The sequence below is a fragment of the Plantibacter sp. 2H11-2 genome (assembly GCF_050031945.1).
Classification (GTDB): domain Bacteria; phylum Actinomycetota; class Actinomycetes; order Actinomycetales; family Microbacteriaceae; genus Plantibacter; species Plantibacter auratus.
This window is the reverse complement of the sequence record NZ_JBNBBL010000002.1, coordinates 295,791-314,723: the sequence shown is the minus strand read 5'-3', so window position 1 is coordinate 314,723 and position 18,933 is coordinate 295,791. Positions and strand designations below refer to the sequence as shown.

Here is an 18,933-nt window from a genome sequence, read left to right as displayed (position 1 = left end):
GTGTCACCCGATCGGCGTCGCGAAGCCCTGCTCGACCAGGAGCCGTTCGAGGACCGCGAGCAGCGGTGCATCGGCGGCCATGATGAGCTGCGTGGTGGCCGGAGCACCGTCGAAACCGGCGACCGTCGCGCCCGCCTCGGCAGCGACCAGCGCGCCCGCGACCTGGTCCCACGGCTTCAGGCCGCTCTCGTAGTAGGCGTCGAGGCGGCCGGAGGCGACGCTGCAGAGGTCGAGTGCGGCGGAGCCGATCCGCCGGACGTCGCGGAAGGTCCCGAGGAGGGCGCCGAGCACGGCAGCCTGCTCCATGCGACGCGAGGCGGTGTAGGAGAAGCCCGTGCCGAGCAGCGCCACGTTCGGTGCCACGCCTCGGTTGACCTCGAGGGCGCGGCCGTTCAGTCGCGCTCCACCGCCGCGGGAGGCGGTGTAGTGCTCACCCAGGACCGGGTTCACCACAGCCCCGGCGAGGGCGGTCCAGGTGGCCGGGTCCGGTTCACCTTCGACGACCCCGATGCTGACGGCGTACGCGGGGATGTCGTAGAGGTAGTTGACGGTGCCGTCGATGGGGTCGACGACCCAGGTCAGGCCGGAGGTCCCCGTCGCGCCGCCTTCCTTGCCGGTCTCCTCGCCGAGGAATCCGTCGTCCGGTCGTGCAGCGAGGAGGCGGTCGCGGATGAACTGCTCGGACTCGCGGTCGGCTCGGGTCACGACGTCCTCGACCGACGACTTGCTCGCCGCGATCTCGACGCCCTCCCGGCGTCGGCGCAGGATCAGTTCGCCGGCCTCTGCGGCGATGTCGGTGGCGATCTGGAGGAGTTCTTCGTGTCCGGTCACCCCACCACCCTATGGCGGCCCCTCCTGCCCTTCGACACGTCGACAGGCTCAGTGCGCCGCAGCTCAGGGACCGAAGCGAACCCGGGCGCACCTCCTCCGCAGACCGAGGCGCCACGACCCGAGTGCCCTTCGACAGGCTCAGGGACCGGAGCGTTCCGGACTTACCTCTCCCCGCTCACCGAGGCAGCGCAACCCGAGTGCCCTTCGACAAGCTCAGGGACCGAAACGTTCCGGACTTACCTCTCCCCGCTCACCGAGGCAGCGCAACCCGAGTGCCCTTCGACAAGCTCAGGGACCGGTGCCTCCCGGGCAAGCCTCTCCCGGTCACTGAGCCTGTCGAAGCGCCCACGAGGAAGCCTCCTCGTTCCGGGCATACCCCTCCCGGTCACTGAGCTTGTCGAAGTGCCCACGAGGACCCACCCCCTTCGACAGGCTCAGGGACCAAAACTGGTCAGAAGGGCGCGGGATCGGGTTCGGTCCGATACTGCTTCCCGTCGGGTGTCGCCCACTCGAGGACCCCACCGGGTCCGTGGTCGAGGTTCCACCCGGGCAGGTGCTTCATTCGGTGGTGATGTCGGCAGAGACAGGCGAGGTTCCCGACATCTGTTGTGCCGCCGTCTTCCCACGCCACGGAATGGTCGAGGTCACAGACCCTGGCGCGTCGCCCGCAGCCCGGTGCGCGACAGGTGCCGTCCCGGAGGCGGACTGCCCGTTGGAGGTCGGCCGGAACGCGGTACTGGTTGCGCCCGACCGAGAGGACCGCACCGGTTTCGGGCTGGACGAGGACCCGGGTGAAGCTGGGCGCGTTCACCGCGATCCGGGCGGCGGTCTCGGGGTCGATCGGACCATAGCCATCGAGCATGCCGGGTGCGTCGGAGACGCCAGCCACGGTGAGCGCCGGGACGGTGATCTGCACGGTGGGCTTGATGTGCTCCTGGACCTCGATCGGGTGCGGGAGCACCGGGCTCGACATGACGTCTTCCGGCGTGACGCCGGTGAGGGCGAGGGCTGCGAGGGCGTCGGCCTGGAGTTGTGCGCAGGTGCGGGTGTCGCCAGCTGCGCGTGACTCGGCCGCGGCGGCTTCAACGCGCTCGATGATGCCCTGCGCGATCGGCGCCCTCGTGAACAGGTGCACCCACGCCATGCCGTCCGCTGCGGGTTCGAACTCCGCCCGGCGGTCCGCCTCCGAGCGGGTTGCGCGCGCGGTGATGGACTCGGGGTGGAGGCGCTCGCGCAGGACGCGGGCACGCCTCCGGAGGTTCGCGTCGGTCAGCTGCTCCGCGGCCGGCAACACCGCCTCCAGGAACGCCGCCCGCCCTGCAGCCGGCACATCACTGAGCTGGTCGATGATCGTCCGCGCGTGCCGCGCCGAGATACGACCCGCCTCGAGCGAGGCAAGCACGGCAGGTGCTTCGTTCACGAGACGCTCGGCGCCGTTCGTCGCCCGCTGCACGGTCTGCTCGGGCGTGCGCGTCGCCATCGCGAGGGCCGCGCAGGTGGAGCGGCGGGAGAGCGCCTGCCGCTCCGCGGGCGGAAAGATCGCCGGGACGGTGGCATCTGCGAAGGCGTCCGCGTAGGCAGCAGAACGGGCGAGTAGGCGAGCCTCCTCGGCGTCCAGAGCCGCGCGGCGACGCTGGATGTCCGCGTAGTGATCCGAGAACTCCGCGAGCCGCGCGGCATACGCATCGCCAGCTCGAACTGCGGAGGCGGTGGTCTCGGTCATGGAACAAGTCCACCATGAACCACTGACATTCCAGATGCCGAGTTGCGCCGATTGTGGAAGGTTCCTCGTGTGCCCTTCGACAAGCTCAGGGACCGGGAGAAGATCACCGGACTCGTGTGCCCTTCGACAAGCTCAGGGACCGGGAGAAGATCACCAGAGCGGGAGGTCACTCATGTGCCCTTCGACAAGCTCAGGGACCGGAGGAGGCATGCCGGATTGGCGGGGTTCTGCATGGGCCCTTCGACAAGCTCAGGGACCGGAGAGGGTTACTGAGGGACCGGAGGAGGCATGTCGGGTTCGTGGGGTTCTCCGTTGGCACGTCGACGCTTCGACAGGCTCAGGGCGGCGCAGCTCAGGGACCGGCGGGGGTTCCCGCCAGACGCTCGCCAGCACGACGAAAAATCGCCCCATCCGAGGATGAGGCGATTTGTCCGTGGCGAGTGAGGGATTCGAACCCCCGAAGGCTGAGCCGTCTGATTTACAGTCAGATCCCTTTGGCCGCTAGGGTAACTCGCCAAGCGCGCCCGACCGACTTTCGAACAGCCAACCGAAAGCGCTTGACCAATATAGCCGTCAGACCGCCGGACGCGAAATCAGCATCGGCATCCGTCACCGGGCCGCTCAGCGATTGTCGGACGGCGCAGCTTCGGCGTACTCGTTCGCCGCTGCGGCGACCCGGCGAAGGTACTCGGGTGACGAGTTGTACGCCCGGATCCCGCTCAGCCAGCCGTCCTCCGTCCGCATGTCGTAGTCGCTCGCCCGGCAGAGGTAGTTCGCAGCCGCCATCGCCGCGTCGTCGAGGTTCTGCGGGTCGAGCACGCCGTCACCGCTCGCGTCGGTCCCCCAGTTCTCCCACGACTGCGGGATGAACTGGAACGGCCCGACGGCACGGTCATGGACCGGGTCGCCGTCGATGACCCCCTGGTCGGTGTCGGTGATCTCCTCGGTCTCGCCACCCTTCAGCGGCACACCGAAGATCGGCGGCGTCACGACACCGTCCTCGCCGAGCTTCGAGCCGTCGTGGCGACCGTGGTCGCTCTCGGCGAACCCGACGGCCGCGATCGTCGTCCAGCCGATACCGCACTCCGGCGTCAGCTCGGCCTTGCGGATGGCGGCACCGGCATAGGAACGCAGGGCGCGCTCGGGGATGCCACTCGCCTCGGCGACCTCGGTGATCCACTGGGAGTCGGCGAGGTCGACGTTCGCGACACCGCCGTCAGGGGCGTCGCTCTTCGGCGGGAGCTCGACGGGGACCGCATACGGGACGGGGTCCGGCTCGGGAGCGCAACCGCTCAACACGAGCACACCGATCGCCAGGGTCGCTCCGGCGAGCGCCCCTCGTCGTCCGACGATGGTCCGCTGGTCCTGCTTCACCGGGCTGCGCATCGCACCCACCCAACCACACCTGCCTGAGCGACACCGGCGCTACCATGGTCCACATGGCAGATTCATCGTTTGACGTCGTGAGCAAGGTCGACAAGATGGAGGCGGACAACGCCCTCAACCAGGCGCACAAGGAGGTCGAGCAGCGGTACGACTTCAAGAACGTCGGTGCCTCGATCGCCTGGAGCGGCGAGAAGATCCTCATGAAGGCCAACACCGAGGAGCGCGTGAAGGCGATCCTCGACGTCTTCGAGTCCAAGCTCATCAAGCGCGGCATCTCGCTCAAGAGCCTCGAGGTCGGCGACCCGTTCGCGAGCGGCAAGGAGTACCGGATCGAGGCGACCCTCAAGGAGGGCATCAGCCAGGAGATCGCGAAGAAGGCCAACAAGCTCATCCGCGACGTGGGCCCGAAGTCGGTCAAGTCGCAGATCCAGGGCGACGAGCTCCGCGTCTCGTCCAAGAGTCGTGACGATCTCCAGGCCACCATGGCGCTGCTCAAGGGTGCCGACCTCGACATCGACCTCCAGTTCGTCAACTACCGCTAGCGGGCCGGACGCGGTCGATCACCTCGATCGCGTCATGATCGGCCCCCGCACCACTCTCTTCACCGGAGCACCCGCACGAGCGGGCTCGATGGTTGGAGTGGAGCAGTGGATCACCAGAGACCCGCGGACGGGTCGCATCTCGAACTCTTCCGGACCTCGCGCGCCGGCCAGGAGGTCGGTGTCCCGTGTTGGTGCGCGATCGGCGCGAATCACAGCTACGCCGACTGGCTCGCCGCCGGCCGACCGGATCCGCGGCGTCCGATGGGCTCGCGACGGCGCCTCCCGCCCGCTGAACGCTAACGGCCGACGGTCGGCGGCTTCGTGAGGTAGCCACGTCCCCACGCGGCGATCTGCTCGAACGCACGCTGTCGGACGGGCTCCTCGGACAGGAAGACGTCGTGCAAGGCGCCGTCGAGGCGCACGATCGTGACGGTCTCGCCGAGATCGAGTGCGCGTTCCGCGACCGCGTCGACGTCGAGCGCCGTGTCACTGCGCATCATCGCGTCGTTCCACCGCGGCAGCAGGACACTCCGCGCCGACAGCAGCGTGAGTGCCGGCACACGCAGCTGCAGGCCCGCGTCGACGAGCCGATGCCCTCGCAGGATCGCGTTCAACCATCCCGGATGCAACGGGAAGCCGTGGAGCGGACGCCAGGCGAAGTCATAGTCCCAGGCGCCGTCCATCGTGCTCGACACGGAGCGGGTGTAGAACCCGAGGTCGACGACAGGGAGCTGCGCACGTGGGTCGATCCGCGATCCGGCTTGGACGAGCGGGGCGATCGCGAGCCGCCCGAGCTGTCTCGCCTGGAATTCGAGCCACGGGCTGTTCAAGACGAGACCGGCGACGCGATCCTGGTTCCTGGCCGTCCAGAGACTCAGGGTGAGCCCGCCGGTCGAGTGGCCGAGGAGGACGAGTCGGCGCCGGTTCCGACGCCCGATGGCATGGTCTTCGGGGCCGTGCCCCATCACGGCGAGTGCGGCCTCGATGTCCTCGTCGTAGGTCCGGAGGTCGTCGACGTACCCCGACGTCTGGTGCGGACGGAGACTCCGGCCGTACTTGCGCAGGTCGAGCGCGTAGAACCGCGCACCGAGCCTGGCCCAGAATCGCGCGAGGTGACGTTGGAAGAAGTAGTCGGACCAGCCGTGGACGTAGAGGACGTCGATACCGTCCGCGACGTCGGGCAGGAGGAACTCGCCCAGCTGTTCGAGGGGGGGCATCCGGTAGCGGACGAGGGTCGCGACGACCTCGCCCTCGTCATCCGGTTCGAGGTTCAGCGTGCGCTGCTGGAAGCCCTCGCCGAGGATGTCGGCGGTCCACCCTCGAGATCCGGCCATACCGTCACGTTACCGCGCCCGCTGATCGGTGGTCGGATGGTCGGGCACCCGCGCCGACCACCCGACCTCCGACTACTGCTGGTACGGGTTGTGCTGCTGCGGAGCCTGCGGCTGCTGTCCGTAGGGCTGCTGCGCCTGACCGTGCTGTTGCGAGCCCTGGTCGTGCTGACCCTGCTGGTGCTGCTCATGCTGCTCATGCTGCTCATGCTGCTCATGCTGGAACTGCTGACCGTGCTGCTGACCACTGTGCTGCTCGCGCGGAGCGTCGGCGAGGCCCTCGGGTGCGACGAACCGCGTCACGAGCACGGCGCCGATCGTGAGGAAGCCGGCGAGGGTGATCCCGTAGAGGATCGGCGAGAGGAAGCCCTGATTGACGAAGAACGCCGGCGTGCCGTACTGCTCGACCACGCCGCGCACGATGGTGACGATGAGCACGATGAGCAGCATGACGCCGGTGCCGACGGCCGCGGCGATGCCCACCGACTGGATCAGGTCTCGGGCGGTGCGGACCCGGGTGAGCGGACGGACCATGATGAGGATGAGAGCTGCTCCCGCACCCCAGAGGGCGATGTTGACGAGATTCGCGCCGAAGCTCAACAGGACGTCGCCGATGGGGTAGAACTCCGAGATGCTGAAGAACGACCCGATGAGGCTCACCAGGGCGACGGCCGCGGCGATACCCGCTGCGATCCCGACCGACACGAGGGCGAGACGCGTCTCGCGTGCACGGGGGTTCGGCGCCTTCGGAGCCTGCGCGTACTGCTGCGGCTGACCGTACTGGCCCTGCTGCGGCTGACCGTACTGACCCTGGGGGGCTCCGTACTGACCGGTCTGCTGCGGCTGGCCGTACTGGCCGGTGTCCTGGCCGTACTGGCCGGTGTGCTGCGGCTGGCCCGGGTGCTGCGGCTGGCCGTACTGGCCCTGCTGCGGCTGACCCCACTGGCCCGCCTGCTCACCCGTCTGCGGCTGACCCCACTGGCCACCCTGCTGCGGAGCCGGGGTCTGCTGGCTCGTCTGGTCCCACTGCTGCTGCACGGGGTCCGGGTGCATCTCGCCGTAGCGCGGCTGCTGCTGTTGCTGCTGCTGGCCGTCGGCGACGAATGCCGGCGGCTCGGACGGCGGTACGGACGTCGGCTGCTCCGACGGGACGTTCTGGGGCGCGTTGGGGTCGGTCATCCGTCCAGCATAGTGACCGACTCGCGCCGAAACCGGGTTCCGTGAAGCGGCTTGACTCGCGGCGATCGGCCGGATTGCGACCGTCGCGGGCGCGGCTCAGGCGGACGGTGTCCCGTCATCAGACGACTGCGCCCGCGAGATCGCCACCATCTCCTCGCGCGGCACCACCTTGATGCGGGCACGACCCTGTGGTTCACCGAGCGCGATCTCGTGCTGATCGAGGAGGTGCCAGCCCTCGAGGTCCGTGTAGGCGACGCCACGCGACTCGAGCAGCGCGACGACGGCCTCCTCCTCGGGTTCCGCGGGCGCCCACCAGTCCGCCTGATCGTTGATGACGTGACTGATGGTCTCCATCGCGTCCGACTTCGTGTGGCCGATGAGGCCGACCGGACCACGCTTGATCCACCCGGTCGCGTAGACGCCTGGGACGCGCTCGTTGCTCTCGGGGTGGAGGACCTTGCCCTCGTGGTTGGGGATGACGCCGTGCCGCGAGTCGAAGGGCACGCCGGGCAGCGGGCTTCCGAAGTACCCCACCGCGCGATAGAGCGCCTGGATCGGGACCTCGCGGATCTCACCCGTGCCCTCGACCCCGCCCTGTCCGTCTGGTCTCGTCCGCTCGTACCGGAAGGCGGCGACCTTGCCGGAACCGTCGTCGACGACTTCGAGCGGCTTCGCGTAGAAGTGCAGGTGCAGTCGGCGCGAGGCCTGGCCGGTCTCGCGCTTGCGCCACTGCTGCAGGACGCGGTCGATGACCATGACCTGCTTGTTGCTCGCCACCGCCGCCTTCGACGCCTCGTCGTAGTCGAAGTCCTCGTCGGCCAGGATCATGTCGACGTCGTTGAGTTCCCCGAGCTCGCGGAGTTCCAGCGGCGTGAACTTCACCTGCGCGGGCCCGCGACGCCCGAAGACGTGCACGTCGGTCACGGGCGACTGCTGCAGCCCCTCGTGGACGTTGGCCGGGATCTCGGTCGGGAGCAGGTCCTCCGGGTGCTTCGCGAGCATACGTGCGACGTCGAGCGCGACGTTGCCGTTGCCGATCACGGCGATCGACTCCGCCTCGAGCGGCCAGGTGCGGGGGACGTCGGGGTGTCCGTCGAACCAGCTCACGAACTCGGCGGCGCCGTACGACCCGTCGAGGTCGATGCCCGGGATGTCGAGCGGGGCGTCCTCGACGGCGCCCGTGGAGAAGATCACGGCGTTGTAGTGGTGCTTGAGGTCGTCGAGCGTGATGTCGACGCCGAAGCGGACGTTGCCGAAGATCCGGATGTCGCCTCGGTCGAGGACGTCGCGGAGCGCGTTGATGATCCCCTTGATACGCGGGTGGTCGGGCGCGACGCCGTAGCGGACCAGGCCGTACGGGGCCGGCAGCTGCTCGAAGAGGTCGATGGAGACGTCGAACTTCCGTTCCGCCTTCAGGAGGATGTCCGCCGCGTAGATGCCTGCGGGTCCTGCGCCGACGATGGCCAGCCTCAGCTTGGTCACGGTGGTTCCTTTCGTGTCCCCGTGCGGGGTTCCGGGTGCGGCCGGTTGAGCGCTCCGGCCGTCATGCATGCGCGTCTGGGATGCCGTGCCGCTCCGGTGGAGCGGCGCCGCCATCAACTCCTTCGGTCGACGATCGCCTTCGCGAAGTGCACGAGCGCCTTCTTGACCGAGCCGTCGGGCAGCGGGGCCAGTGCCGCGATCGCTTCGTCGGCCCACTGCCGCGCCTCAGCGAAGGTCCGTGCGGTCACGGCGTGGTCGCGCAGGGTGGCGACGAGCGCGGCGAACCGGACGGGGTCGTGGTCCGTCTCCGTGACCTCGGCGTCGAGACGGGCGACGAGGGCCGCGGCTTCGGGGTCGGCGACCGCCTCGCGGCGCAGGTAGAGCATGGGGAGGGTGACGACGCCGGCCCGCAGGTCGGTGCCGGGGACCTTGCCGGTCTCCTCTGGTTGCGGCGACAGGTCGATGACGTCGTCGATGAGCTGGAAGGCGATGCCGACCTTCTCGCCGAACTCGACGACCGCGCTCTCGTACACCTCGGGGGCGTTGGAGAAGATGACGCCGCTCCGGGCCGCGGCGGCGATGAGCGAGCCGGTCTTGTCGGCGAGGACCTGGATGTAGTGCTCGACCTCGTCCTGACCCTCGCGAGGGCCGGTGGTCTCGTGCAGCTGCCCCAGCACGAGGCGCTCGAACGTGGCGGCCTGGATCCGGATCGCCCGCTCGCCGAGGTCGGCCATGATCTGGCTGGCGCGCGCGAACAGGAGGTCGCCGGTGAGGATGGCGGTGTTGTTGCCGAACACCTGGTGGGCGCTGGGGACGCCGCGACGCTTGTCGGCGTCGTCCATGACGTCGTCGTGGTACAGCGAGCCGAGGTGGGTGATCTCGATCGCCTCGGCCGCCCGCAGGACGTTGTCGGTGATGCCGTCGCCGAGCTGGGCGATGAGCATGGTGAGCAGCGGGCGGACCCGCTTGCCGCCGGCCTCGAGCAGATAGCGCGCGGTGACGTCGACGAGGTCGTCGGTGAACCCGAGCTGCTCCTCCAGACCGATCTCGAGGCGGGCCACGCCGTCGTCGATGGTCTTGGCGAGCTTGCGGTCTGCACCGGTCGCGAACATGCGTTCGGCAAGCCCGGCCTGGCTGGCCAGGTTGCTGACACGGCGGGTCGCGCTGGGATTCACAGCTCTAGCCTAGCCGGGGCAGCCCGTCACCTGTGCCGGAGGACCGGAATCCACGGGCGCGATCAGGCGATTGGCAGCTGTGGTCGGACCACATGACTCGGTTCAGCGGAGTCGCACGCCCTCGGCGTCGTAGAACGCCAGATGCGGGAACTCGTGCGCGAGGTCGAGCAGCATCGAGTATCCGTCGGTGTTGAGCGGCGGCCAGGTCCAGGCGTCGACGCCCTGGGCGGTCGGCAACGCGGCGCGGAAGAGGCCCGCTTCGACGCCGGTCCCGAGGTGTTTCGGCGGCACGACGACGAGGGCGATCCTGGCCGACGGCCCGGACGCCACGAACTGGAGCCGCGCACCGGTCGCGTCGTCTCGCACGATGAACTCACGGGTACCCGGGGTGTCCGGCGGGATCTCGGTGGTGTCATAGCGCTCGTACGGCTTCGCGAACGCGGACTTCGCCCGCCTGGCGTTCAGGAGGATGACGACGAGCACGAGACCGACGATCGCGACGCCCCAGATCCACGGGCCGCCTGGCAGGGTGTCCAACATCCCACCAGTATGCCCGGCCCGCCTGGACGACCCCGGGAGATGTGCCCTTCGACAGGCTCAGGGACCGGAGGGGGCTCAGGGACCGGAGGGGAGATTCAGGGACCGGAGTGAGACTCAGGGACCGGAGTGAGGCTCAGGGACCGGAGTGAGGCTCAGGGACCGGAGGTCAGGCGAGACCGCCGTCGACGGAGCGGCCGTACTCGATCGGCTCGTCGGGCACGAGGACCTCGGTGTCGCGGTTGAGGCTCTCCCCGCGGAAGAAGGGCCGCGAGGACTTCCGGCTGTACCAGAGCAGCATGAGCACGAAACCGAAGGCCAGCGAACCGACGCCGATGACGAACGTGCCGCCGACGCCGAACAGGACCGTGTAGCCGTAGTCGACGTCGAACATGTCGATGCAGCTCTGCACGAAGGCGAAGGTGAGCATGAGCGCCCCGAGGAGCGGGAAGAGGCCCTTGAAGAAGAAGTCCTGCGCGGAGCGGAAGAGCACCTTCCGGAAGTACCAGACGCACGCGTACCCGGTGATGCCGTAGTAGAAGGCGATCGCGAGTCCGAGGGAGAGGATCGAGTCCGCCAGGATGTTCTCGCTCACGAGCGTCATGCCGACGTAGTAGACGATCGCGACGATGCCCATGACGAGCGTCGAGAAGGACGGCGTCTTGAAGGTCGGGTGGACGGTCGCGAACCGTTTCGACAGCGCCTTGTAGGCAGCCATCGCGAGCGTGCCGCGCGCCGTCGGGAGGATCGTCGTCTGCGTCGACGACACCGCCGAGATGAGCACGGCGACGACCAGGATCCACGTCCACGGTCCGAGCACGAGGTCCTTCAGCGCCAGGAAGATGTCGTTCGCGTTGTCCTCGTTGGCGAGGCCGGTGCCCGTGGTACCGAGTCCGGCGTAGACCATGGCGGCGACCGTGACGGTGACGTAGGTGACCAGCAGGATGACCGTGGAGATGACCGCCGCGCGGCCCGGGATCTTCTGCGGGTCCTTCGTCTCCTCGTTCAGGGCGAGGCAGGTGTCCCAACCCCAGTAGATGAAGAGTGCGAGCAGCACCGCCTCGATGAAGCCGTGGTAATCGGTGAACGCGAACGGGTTGAACCAGTCGAGCGAGATCGGCGTCGCGTCGGGCGCGGTGCCGTTCGACGCTCCGATGAAGGCGAACACGGCGAACAGCACCAGTGCGAGGTACTGGACCGCGAGGAGGATGTTCTGGATCCGCTCCCCCAGCTCGATGCCGCGGTACGACACCCACGTCATGAGGGCGATGAACACGACACCGGTCGCGGTGACGAGCGGGACGTTCGAGGCGAGGGACCCGTCACCGATGAGCAACCACAGGTACTGCCCCGCGATCTGTGCGAGGTTGGCGAGCACGACGATGCCGGCGAGCGCGACGCCCCACCCGCCGATCCAGCCGGTGACCGGGCCGAAGGCCTTCGTCGCCCAGGTGAAGGTGGTGCCGCAGTCCGGTACGTCGCGGTTCAGCTCGCGGTAGGCGAACGCGATGAACAGCATCGGGATGAATGCGACGATGAAGGCGATCGGCGCCTGGGCACCCACGGCGAGCACGACGAACCCGAGCGTCGCGACGAGCGAGTACACCGGCGCGGTCGACGCCAAGCCGATGATCACGGAGCCGAAGAGGCCGAGGGTGCCGGTGGCGAGACCCTTGCCGCCGGTGGGTGATGCCGGCTGGGACCCGCGGGCCGTGTCCTGTGCTGTCATGACGGAACGGTAGGGCCGGGCGCACCCGTGTGTCAATGCTCCCGTTCGGGACCGGGCTACGGAATCAGTCGCGCCGACTCGCGGGAAGTGACGGGATCAACAGGTTCCACCCCTCGAGAATGCCGAGACGAACCCCGACGGTGTCGAGACTCAGGCCGGCTTGAGTCCGCGGTGTAGGGCGACGATCCCGCCGGTGAGGTTGCGGTACGCGACGTGCTCGTAGCCCGCTTCACGCAGCCAGGCGGCCAGCTCCGGCTGGCTCGGCCAGGCGCGGATCGAGTCGTTGAGGTAGGTGTACGCCTCGGCGTTCGACGATGCGACGCCGGCGACGAGCGGCATCACGCGCTCGAGGTAGAGGTTGTAGGCGGCGCGCATCGGGGCGAGGGTCGGCGTGGAGAACTCGCAGATGACGATCCGGCCACCGGGCTTCGTGACCCGGAGCATCTCGGCGAGGGCGTCCTTCGGGCGGACGACGTTGCGGAGGCCGAAGGAGATCGTCGTCGCGTCGAACTCCTCGTCGGCGAAGGGGAGGTCGGTCGCGTCGGCCTCGACGAACTGGATGTCGGAGCGGTCGGCGTACTTGTCGCGACCCACGGCGATCATGCCGGGCGAGAAGTCGGCAGCCACGACCTGTGCACCGTTGCGTGCCAGCGCCGCGGAGGACGTGCCCGTGCCGGCCGCGAGGTCGAGGATGCGCTCACCGGCGGCCGGACCGACCGCACGAGTGGTCGCGATGCGCCACAGGGCGTCGTTCCCGACGGAGAGGACCGCGTTCATGCGGTCGTACTTCGTCGAGACGTCGTCGAACATGGCCGAGACCTGCTCGGGCTGCTTGGAGAGGTCGGCGCGGTTCACCCGTCCATCCTACGTCCGCGCCGCTGGGAGCCGGCCGTCCGAGCACGGCTCCCAGGCTCGCGCTCAGTAGTCGATGCGTCCGTGCCGGTTGTGGAACTCCCCGGTGGGACCGTCCGGACCGAGCAGGGCGAGCGCGACGGTCGCGTCCGTCCCCTCGGTCACCGTCTGATGGCCACCGTGTCCGTTGAAATCGGTCGCGGTGTAGCCCGGGTCGCTCACGTTCACCCGGAACCCGGGCAGGTTCTTCGCGTACTGCACGGTGAGTGTGATGACGGCCGCCTTCGACGCGGCGTACGGGATCGTCGGTACCGCGAACTCGTCGGCCTCCTCGGAGGTGAGGAAGCGGGGCCATCCCACTCCCGAGGCGACGTTCACGATGACGGGTCGGGACGATCGGCGCAGGAGGGGCAACGCGGCCTGGGTGACGCGGACGACACCGACGACGTTCGTGTCGAGGACGTCCTGCATCGACTCTGGGGTGAGGTCGTCCACGCCGAAGGACGTGCCGAGCACGCCGGCGTTGTTGACGAGCACGTCGAGCTCCGGGAGCGCTGCGAGCGCCGCGTCGACGCTCGCCTGGTCGGTGACGTCGAGCTGGACGGGGTGGGCGCCGAGCGCGGCGACGGCATCGCCGCGGCCCAGGTCGCGCATGCCGGCGTAGACGGTGTGGCCGGCGTCGATCAGTCGGCGTGCGGTTTCGAGTCCGAGGCTCTTGTTGGCCCCGGTGATGAGTGTGGTGGTCATGGGTCCATGCTCCGCCCGGCATGGTCGGTCCGCCAGGCCCCGGTCGACAGGGGGACCGGCAGTACCAGGATGCGGACCGACACCGGGGACACAATGGCCGGATGGACGAATTCGCCGGTGTGCTCCGGGCCTGGCGCGAACGGGTCTCCCCTGCCGAGGTCGGTCTCCCCGCCGGCCCAGGAAGACGGACGGCCGGCCTGCGCCGCGAGGAGCTCTCGGCCCTCGCCGGCATCAGCGTGGACTACATCGTCAGGCTCGAGCAGGGCCGCGCCCGTAATCCCTCGCCGCAACTGCTGCGGGCCCTCGCAGTCGCACTGCGACTGACGGATCAGGAGCGCGACCACCTCTACCGGGTCGCCGGAGCCGCGCCACCACCGCCCGGGGTCGTCCCGCGGCACATCGGTCCGGGAGTGCAGCGCATCGTCGACCGGCTCGGCGACGTGCCGCTGGCGGTCTTCTCCGCCGCTCACGACATCCTGCTCTGGAACCCGCTGTGGGCCGCGGTGAACGGCGATCCCTCCACCCTCGTCGGTGACGATCGCAACCTGGTGTGGCGGCACTTCACCGCGGGGCACGACGGCACGGACTTCGACGAGCAGCACGAGGAGGAGTTCGCGAGCGACCTCGCCGCAGACCTCCGGGCGGCGGTCGGGCGCTACCCGCGGGACGACGAGCTCGCACGACTCGTCGCCCGGCTGCGATCGGTGTCACCCGAGTTCGAGCGGCGCTGGGCGGAGGCCAGGGTCGCGGAGCACCGGGCGAGCCGGAAGACGGTCACGCGGACGCCGGTCGGAGCGATCACCGTCGACTGCGACGTCCTGTCCACGCCGGGCGGCGACCTGCGCATCGTCGTGTACACGGCGGCACCGGGCACCGAGGACGCGGCGAAACTCGCACTGCTCGGGGTCACCGGGTTGCAGACGATCGGCACGTCCGGCCGGTGAACGGCCCGCCGACGAGGCGGTGACCGACCCTCCGCCAGTCGGGCTTCGGCGGGGAGGGACCCCTCCTGCGCGGGCGTAGGGTTGAACGGTGACCATTCCCCTGACCTCGTCACTGGTCGCCCAGACCGTCGCCATCGACGACCCGCGCCAGCTCCTCCCGTTCGCCGACCAGACCTCGCCGCTCCTCTGGGTGCGGAAGGGACACGGGCTGGTCGGACTTGGTGAGGCGCTCCGCCTGGAGTTCTCGGGCCCCGACCGGTTCACGCGCGCCGCGGCTGCCTGGCGGGACGTCTGCGCCGCAGCAGTGGTGACGGACGAGGTACGACGGCCCGGGACCGGCCTGGTCGCCTTCGGCACGTTCGCCTTCGACGACGAGTCCTCCGCGACGAGCGTCCTCATCGTGCCGCGCACGATCATCGGCCGGTACCCCGACGCGAGCTTCATCACGCGGGTCTCCCTCGGCGACGGCGCCGAGGACGTCGATCCCGTGACCACGGCGTACGGGCCCGAGTACCGCATCCAGCTGACCCCCGGTGTGCAGAGCCGCGACGGCTACCTCGACTCGGCCGAGCGCGCCATCGCCCGCATCCAGGCCGGCGGCCTGAGCAAGGTCGTGCTCGCACGCGACCTGGCCGGGCACCTCCCCGCGGAAGCGGACCGCCGCCGAGTGCTCCACGACCTCGCCCTCGGCTACCCCGACTGCTGGACCTACGCGGTCGACGGCTTCATCGGCTCGAGCCCGGAGACGCTCGTCCGAGTGGATCGGGGTGCCGTCTCGGCACGCGTCCTCGCCGGCACGATCTCGCGTGGTCCCGACGCCGAGAGCGACCACGACCAGGCCGTCGCACTCATGACGAGCGCGAAGGACCAGGGTGAGCACCAGTTCGCCGTGCAGTCGGTGCTGACCGCCCTGCAGGCACACAGCCCCCAGTTGCGCCGCAGCGAGGCCCCGTTCACCCTCAAGCTGCCGAACCTCTGGCACCTCGCGACCGACATCGACGGTCGGCTCTCGGACGGCTCGTCCTCGCTCGACCTCATGGACGGCCTGCACCCGACGGCCGCCGTCGCCGGGACCCCGACGCGCGACGCCGTCGCCCTCATCCGCGAGCTGGAACCGTTCGACCGCGGTCGCTACGCCGGTCCGGTCGGGTGGGTGGACGCCTCGGGTGACGGCGAGTGGGCGGTGGCCCTCCGCTGTGCGCAGATCGCGCCGGACGGTGACATCACTGCCTACGCCGGCTGTGGCATCGTCGCCGACTCGGACGCTGCGACGGAGCTCGTCGAGACGAAGATGAAGTTCCGTCCGATCGTGGAAGCCTTCGGCTGAGCCGAAGAACCTCGGCTCAGCTCGCCGCGAGTCGTGCCTGCTCGACGGCGATGTCGTAGTCGGCCGCCGGCCACTGCGGATCGATGTCCTCGAGGGCGTCGAGCAGCAGCCGTTGGACCGCGATGCGCGCGTACCACTTGCGGTCCGCCGGCACGACGAACCAGGGGGCGGCCTCGGTGCTCGTCCGCTCGAACGCCACCTGGTAGGCGTCCTGATAGGCCGGCCACAGCTCGCGTTCGTCCACATCGCCCGGGTTGTACTTCCAGTGCTTGTCCGGACGCGCGAGCCGGTCGGCGAGCCGTTCCTTCTGCTCGTCGGCGCTGATCTGCAGCATCACCTTGACGATGCGGGTCCCGCTCGCGACGATGCCCGCCTCGAAGTCGTTGATCGCCCCGTACCGACGCTCGATCTCGTCCGGCGCGGCGAGCTGACGCACCCGACCGATGAGGACGTCCTCGTAGTGCGAACGGTCGAAGACGCCGATCTGACCGGGCTTCGGCAGGTGCGGCTCAACCCGCCAGAGGAAGTCGTGGGAGCGCTCCTCCTCCGTGGGCTTCTTGAAGGCGTGGTGGTGCACGCCCTGCGGGTCGACCGAGCCGACGACGTGCTTGACGATGCCACCCTTGCCCGCCGTGTCCATCGCCTGCAGGACGAGGAGCACCGCTTCCGGGGCTCCCTGCGTGCTCGCCGCGAAGAGTCGCTCCTGCAGCTCGGACAGCGCGGGCACCCCTGCGTCGAGCTCGACCCGGCCCTGCTGCTTGTCACCGTCGAAGCCCGGCGTCGATGAGGGATCGACGTCGGCGAGGCTGAACCCCTCCCCCACGCGCAGCGTGTCTCGGGGTGGTGCCGTCCAGGTCGATGCGTGCTTCGATGCCGTCATCCGCCCATTCTGGCTGCAGGTCGCTGCGGAAGTCGACCCCTGGCAGGACCGGCGGGTCAGGCTCGCGGCAGCGGGACCTCGATGAGGACGGGACCGGTCACCGGCGCGGTGAACGCCTGGTCGAGTTCCGTGCGCGTGCGGGCCGAGCGGTACTCCCACCCGTAGGCGGTCGCGAGCGACTCCAGCCGGACGTGCTGTGGCGTGTACTGGACGCGGTCGAAGAGCGCTCCAGGGGCACTCTGGGCGACCTCGAGCGCGTCGAAGATGGTGCCGCCCCCGTCGTTGCCGACGATCACCTGGAGACGCGGCGCGGCGCCGTCGTCCAGGAGCATCGCGCCGACGTCGTGGAGGAAGGCGAGGTCGCCGAGGAGCACCCGCGTCACACCTGGGCCTCCGTCGGCCTGGCTCGCCAGCGCGATCCCCGTGGCGGTGGCGATGGTGCCGTCGATACCCGCGAGTCCGCGGTTGGCGTGCACGCTGATCTTGCGGCCGGGGACGAGACCGTCGGCCACGCGGATGAGCCTCGACGCGCCGACGACGAGGCGGTCGTGCGGCCAGGTGGCACGCCAGACCGCGTCGACGAGGACCTCGCGGGTGACTGGGAGGCGGACGGCGTCGAGCTCGGCCCGGACGGAGGCCAGCCGCTCGGCGGGAGTCGTCGAGTGCAGCCCGTCGAGATCGGGGGCTGCAGGCGAGGGGTCCACCACCCGTTCTCGGGATCCGACGACCCAGGCTCCGAGCCAAGCGCGATCCGCGGGCCCCGCCTCGACGGAGACGGAGGACACGATCCGGTCGGCCCGTCGTCCGGGGTTGTAGACCTCGGCTCCGGCCGGGGCGACGACGATCGTCTCGACCTGCGGCTGCTGGAGCAGGAGCGGGACCTCGCGACTGAGGGTCGGGTGGCCGAAGACGACGACGCGCTCGACGGCCTCGCGGTAATCGTCCTCGCGGAGCAGCTCCCGGTAGGCGGCGATGACGTTCCGCCCGAACCGGGATCCGCTCGACACCTCCGCGATCAGCGGCCATCCGCCGTCCGCCGCGAGCTGCTCGGCGGCCGGGCCGGCATGGTGCCCGGCGACGACGAGGGTCCTGGGTCCGCGCTCGAGGACGAGATGCGGTCGCCCCGGGTAGAGCGGTGCTTCCGCGGTTGCGTCCGTCTCGACCGGGACGTCGGGGGTCGCCCCGGCGACGACCGGGTCGAAGCCACCCGAGAGTGGCTCCCGGAAGGCGAGGTTCAGGTGCACCGGGCCCGGATCGAGGACGTCCGTCGCGGCGCGGTACGCCCGCTGGGCGAGATCGCGGGCGGCGTCCTGCTCACCGTCGGCACCGGTCGGGGCCTCGACGACCACGGCGAGGCGCGCGGCGAACCCGTAGAGGTCGTCCTGCTTCGTCGTCTGGTTCGCCCGGATGCCGTGCGCCTCGGCCGGCCGGTCGGCGGTGAGGACGATGAGCGGCACGCGCGAGTGATGCGCTTCGAGGACCGCCGGATGCAGGTTCGCGGTCGCCGTCCCCGAGGTCGTGATCACGACGGCCGGACGGTCGGTCTCGACGCCGAGGCCCAAGGCGAGGAAGCCGGCGACCCGCTCGTCGATTCGCACATGCAGGGTGATCCGTCCGGAGGCCGCCAGCTCGGCAGCGGCGAGCGCGAGCGCCTGCGACCGGGAACCTGGGCAGACGACGACGTCGGAGACACCCACGGCGACGAGCGCGTCGAGGAGTGCCCACGCGGACGCGCTGGCCGGGCTCGACGAGGGAGCCGAGCCGACGGGCTCGGGAGCGGCGGACGGGTTCACGAGGCGCTCGGGGCGCCAGGCGGTCTGCGGCCGGAACCGTCGTCGGGCGTGTCGGATCCCGGGGTGGGGTCGTCGTGCGTCGTCGCATCCGGGCTGTCGCCCGACTCGTCGTCGAAGCGGTTGAGCTCGTCCTCGAGGTCGCGGATGCGCTTCGTCTGCGCACGGTCGGCGTCGAGCTTCTTGAGGAAGTCGGGGTCGTCGTCCGGCGCTGAGCCGCGGGGCACGGCCTTCGGAGCGCGAACCCGGCCGATGATCCACCAGAGGACTCCGCCGATGACCGGCAGGAGGAGGATGGCGATGATCCACGAGGTCTTGCTGATCCCTCGGACGCGGTCGCGCGGCATCGTGGCGCAGTCAACCACCGAATACACGATGAAGACGACTGCCGCGACGGCGAGGCCGATCCAGAGACGAACCATGTCTCCATCGTAAACGCCAGGTGACGTGATTACCTGGGGTTGCCTTCAGGCGGGAC

General features: G+C 69.7%; 17 protein-coding genes and 1 tRNA gene. 3 read left to right on the top strand and 15 right to left on the bottom strand.

Annotated features, from left to right (window positions below; genetic code table 11):
* Positions 1-3 precede the first annotated feature (3 nt).
* The 4 genes from ACQG07_RS05875 to ACQG07_RS05860 form a co-directional block, all read right to left on the bottom strand.
* Positions 4-831, bottom strand: coding sequence for an inositol monophosphatase family protein (locus tag ACQG07_RS05875; protein ID WP_426737725.1), 828 nt, complete (start codon positions 829-831; stop codon positions 4-6).
* Between the two features lie 451 nt (positions 832-1,282).
* On the bottom strand, positions 1,283-2,554 hold the full coding sequence (locus ACQG07_RS05870; protein ID WP_426737724.1) for a DUF222 domain-containing protein: 1,272 nt from the start codon (positions 2,552-2,554) through the stop codon (positions 1,283-1,285).
* 434 nt (positions 2,555-2,988) lie between these two features.
* Positions 2,989-3,070: transfer RNA gene (locus ACQG07_RS05865), tRNA-Tyr, on the bottom strand.
* A 105-nt stretch (positions 3,071-3,175) separates the two neighbouring features.
* Entirely contained in the window at positions 3,176-3,940 is a 765-nt protein-coding gene (locus tag ACQG07_RS05860) for a lytic transglycosylase domain-containing protein (protein WP_202939259.1), read from the bottom strand.
* 53 nt (positions 3,941-3,993) lie between these two features.
* On the opposite strand from ACQG07_RS05860, the gene ACQG07_RS05855 reads away from it, so the two are divergent.
* The gene (locus ACQG07_RS05855; protein WP_426737723.1) at positions 3,994-4,482 is read left to right on the top strand and encodes a YajQ family cyclic di-GMP-binding protein; all 489 of its coding nucleotides are present in this window, start codon (positions 3,994-3,996) and stop codon (positions 4,480-4,482) included.
* 296 nt (positions 4,483-4,778) lie between these two features.
* Here the strand turns inward: ACQG07_RS05855 and ACQG07_RS05850 are convergent, their stop codons facing one another.
* The 8 genes from ACQG07_RS05850 to ACQG07_RS05815 all read right to left on the bottom strand — a co-directional run bounded on the left by ACQG07_RS05850 (position 4,779) and on the right by ACQG07_RS05815 (position 13,514).
* Positions 4,779-5,816: an alpha/beta hydrolase gene (locus ACQG07_RS05850; RefSeq protein ID WP_426737722.1), complete on the bottom strand. Its 1,038-nt coding sequence runs from the start codon at positions 5,814-5,816 to the stop codon at positions 4,779-4,781.
* A 72-nt stretch (positions 5,817-5,888) separates the two neighbouring features.
* Positions 5,889-6,992 (bottom strand): hypothetical protein, encoded by a 1,104-nt coding sequence (locus ACQG07_RS05845; protein WP_426737721.1) that lies wholly within the window; start codon positions 6,990-6,992, stop codon positions 5,889-5,891.
* Between the two features lie 96 nt (positions 6,993-7,088).
* Positions 7,089-8,474: an FAD-dependent oxidoreductase gene (locus tag ACQG07_RS05840; protein WP_079707009.1), complete on the bottom strand. Its 1,386-nt coding sequence runs from the start codon at positions 8,472-8,474 to the stop codon at positions 7,089-7,091.
* Between the two features lie 113 nt (positions 8,475-8,587).
* Entirely contained in the window at positions 8,588-9,649 is a 1,062-nt protein-coding gene (locus ACQG07_RS05835; RefSeq protein WP_079706663.1) for a polyprenyl synthetase family protein, read from the bottom strand.
* Between the two features lie 102 nt (positions 9,650-9,751).
* Positions 9,752-10,189, bottom strand: coding sequence for a hypothetical protein (locus ACQG07_RS05830; protein WP_079706662.1), 438 nt, complete (start codon positions 10,187-10,189; stop codon positions 9,752-9,754).
* Between the two features lie 166 nt (positions 10,190-10,355).
* Positions 10,356-11,915: an APC family permease gene (locus ACQG07_RS05825; RefSeq protein WP_426737720.1), complete on the bottom strand. Its 1,560-nt coding sequence runs from the start codon at positions 11,913-11,915 to the stop codon at positions 10,356-10,358.
* A 150-nt stretch (positions 11,916-12,065) separates the two neighbouring features.
* Complete coding sequence (locus ACQG07_RS05820; RefSeq protein ID WP_124767387.1) at positions 12,066-12,770, bottom strand: demethylmenaquinone methyltransferase; 705 nt, start codon at positions 12,768-12,770, stop codon at positions 12,066-12,068.
* A 63-nt stretch (positions 12,771-12,833) separates the two neighbouring features.
* Positions 12,834-13,514, bottom strand: a complete 681-nt coding sequence (locus ACQG07_RS05815; RefSeq protein ID WP_079706659.1) for an SDR family NAD(P)-dependent oxidoreductase — start codon at positions 13,512-13,514, stop codon at positions 12,834-12,836.
* 101 nt (positions 13,515-13,615) lie between these two features.
* Here ACQG07_RS05815 and ACQG07_RS05810 point away from each other — a divergent pair, with 101 nt between their 5' ends.
* Together ACQG07_RS05810 and ACQG07_RS05805 are read left to right on the top strand one after the other, a co-directional pair.
* Positions 13,616-14,458, top strand: coding sequence for a helix-turn-helix domain-containing protein (locus ACQG07_RS05810; protein ID WP_426737719.1), 843 nt, complete (start codon positions 13,616-13,618; stop codon positions 14,456-14,458).
* A gap of 88 nt (positions 14,459-14,546) precedes the next feature.
* Complete coding sequence (locus ACQG07_RS05805; RefSeq protein WP_274500354.1) at positions 14,547-15,785, top strand: isochorismate synthase; 1,239 nt, start codon at positions 14,547-14,549, stop codon at positions 15,783-15,785.
* 16 nt (positions 15,786-15,801) lie between these two features.
* Here ACQG07_RS05805 and ACQG07_RS05800 read toward each other — a convergent pair whose 3' ends face one another.
* From ACQG07_RS05800 to ACQG07_RS05790, 3 genes are read right to left on the bottom strand one after another with little or no spacing between them, the layout of a single operon-like run.
* Complete coding sequence (locus ACQG07_RS05800) at positions 15,802-16,665, bottom strand: polyphosphate kinase 2 family protein (RefSeq protein ID WP_159875725.1); 864 nt, start codon at positions 16,663-16,665, stop codon at positions 15,802-15,804.
* Positions 16,666-16,721: 56 nt separating this feature from the next.
* Positions 16,722-18,458 (bottom strand): 2-succinyl-5-enolpyruvyl-6-hydroxy-3-cyclohexene-1-carboxylic-acid synthase, encoded by a 1,737-nt coding sequence (gene menD, locus ACQG07_RS05795; protein ID WP_426737718.1) that lies wholly within the window; start codon positions 18,456-18,458, stop codon positions 16,722-16,724.
* On the bottom strand, positions 18,455-18,877 hold the full coding sequence (locus tag ACQG07_RS05790) for a PLD nuclease N-terminal domain-containing protein (RefSeq protein ID WP_085514031.1): 423 nt from the start codon (positions 18,875-18,877) through the stop codon (positions 18,455-18,457). Before ACQG07_RS05790 ends, menD begins: the two co-directional genes overlap by 4 nt.
* Between the last annotated feature and the right edge of the window lie 56 nt (positions 18,878-18,933).

Bases quoted from the DNA above. Each gene is read 5' to 3' on its own strand.
- ACQG07_RS05815 (WP_079706659.1), bottom strand. From the start codon at position 13,514: ATGACCACCACACTCATCACCGGGGCCAACAAGAGCCTCGGACTCGAA.
- ACQG07_RS05850 (WP_426737722.1), bottom strand. From the start codon at position 5,816: ATGGCCGGATCTCGAGGGTGGACCGCCGACATCCTCGGCGAGGGCTTC.
- ACQG07_RS05855 (WP_426737723.1), top strand. From the start codon at position 3,994: ATGGCAGATTCATCGTTTGACGTCGTGAGCAAGGTCGACAAGATGGAG.
- ACQG07_RS05790 (WP_085514031.1), bottom strand. From the start codon at position 18,877: ATGGTTCGTCTCTGGATCGGCCTCGCCGTCGCGGCAGTCGTCTTCATC.
- ACQG07_RS05860 (WP_202939259.1), bottom strand. From the start codon at position 3,940: ATGCGCAGCCCGGTGAAGCAGGACCAGCGGACCATCGTCGGACGACGA.
- ACQG07_RS05800 (WP_159875725.1), bottom strand. From the start codon at position 16,665: ATGACGGCATCGAAGCACGCATCGACCTGGACGGCACCACCCCGAGAC.
- ACQG07_RS05830 (WP_079706662.1), bottom strand. From the start codon at position 10,189: ATGTTGGACACCCTGCCAGGCGGCCCGTGGATCTGGGGCGTCGCGATC.
- ACQG07_RS05810 (WP_426737719.1), top strand. From the start codon at position 13,616: ATGGACGAATTCGCCGGTGTGCTCCGGGCCTGGCGCGAACGGGTCTCC.
- ACQG07_RS05845 (WP_426737721.1), bottom strand. From the start codon at position 6,992: ATGACCGACCCCAACGCGCCCCAGAACGTCCCGTCGGAGCAGCCGACG.
- ACQG07_RS05870 (WP_426737724.1), bottom strand. From the start codon at position 2,554: ATGACCGAGACCACCGCCTCCGCAGTTCGAGCTGGCGATGCGTATGCC.
- ACQG07_RS05825 (WP_426737720.1), bottom strand. From the start codon at position 11,915: ATGACAGCACAGGACACGGCCCGCGGGTCCCAGCCGGCATCACCCACC.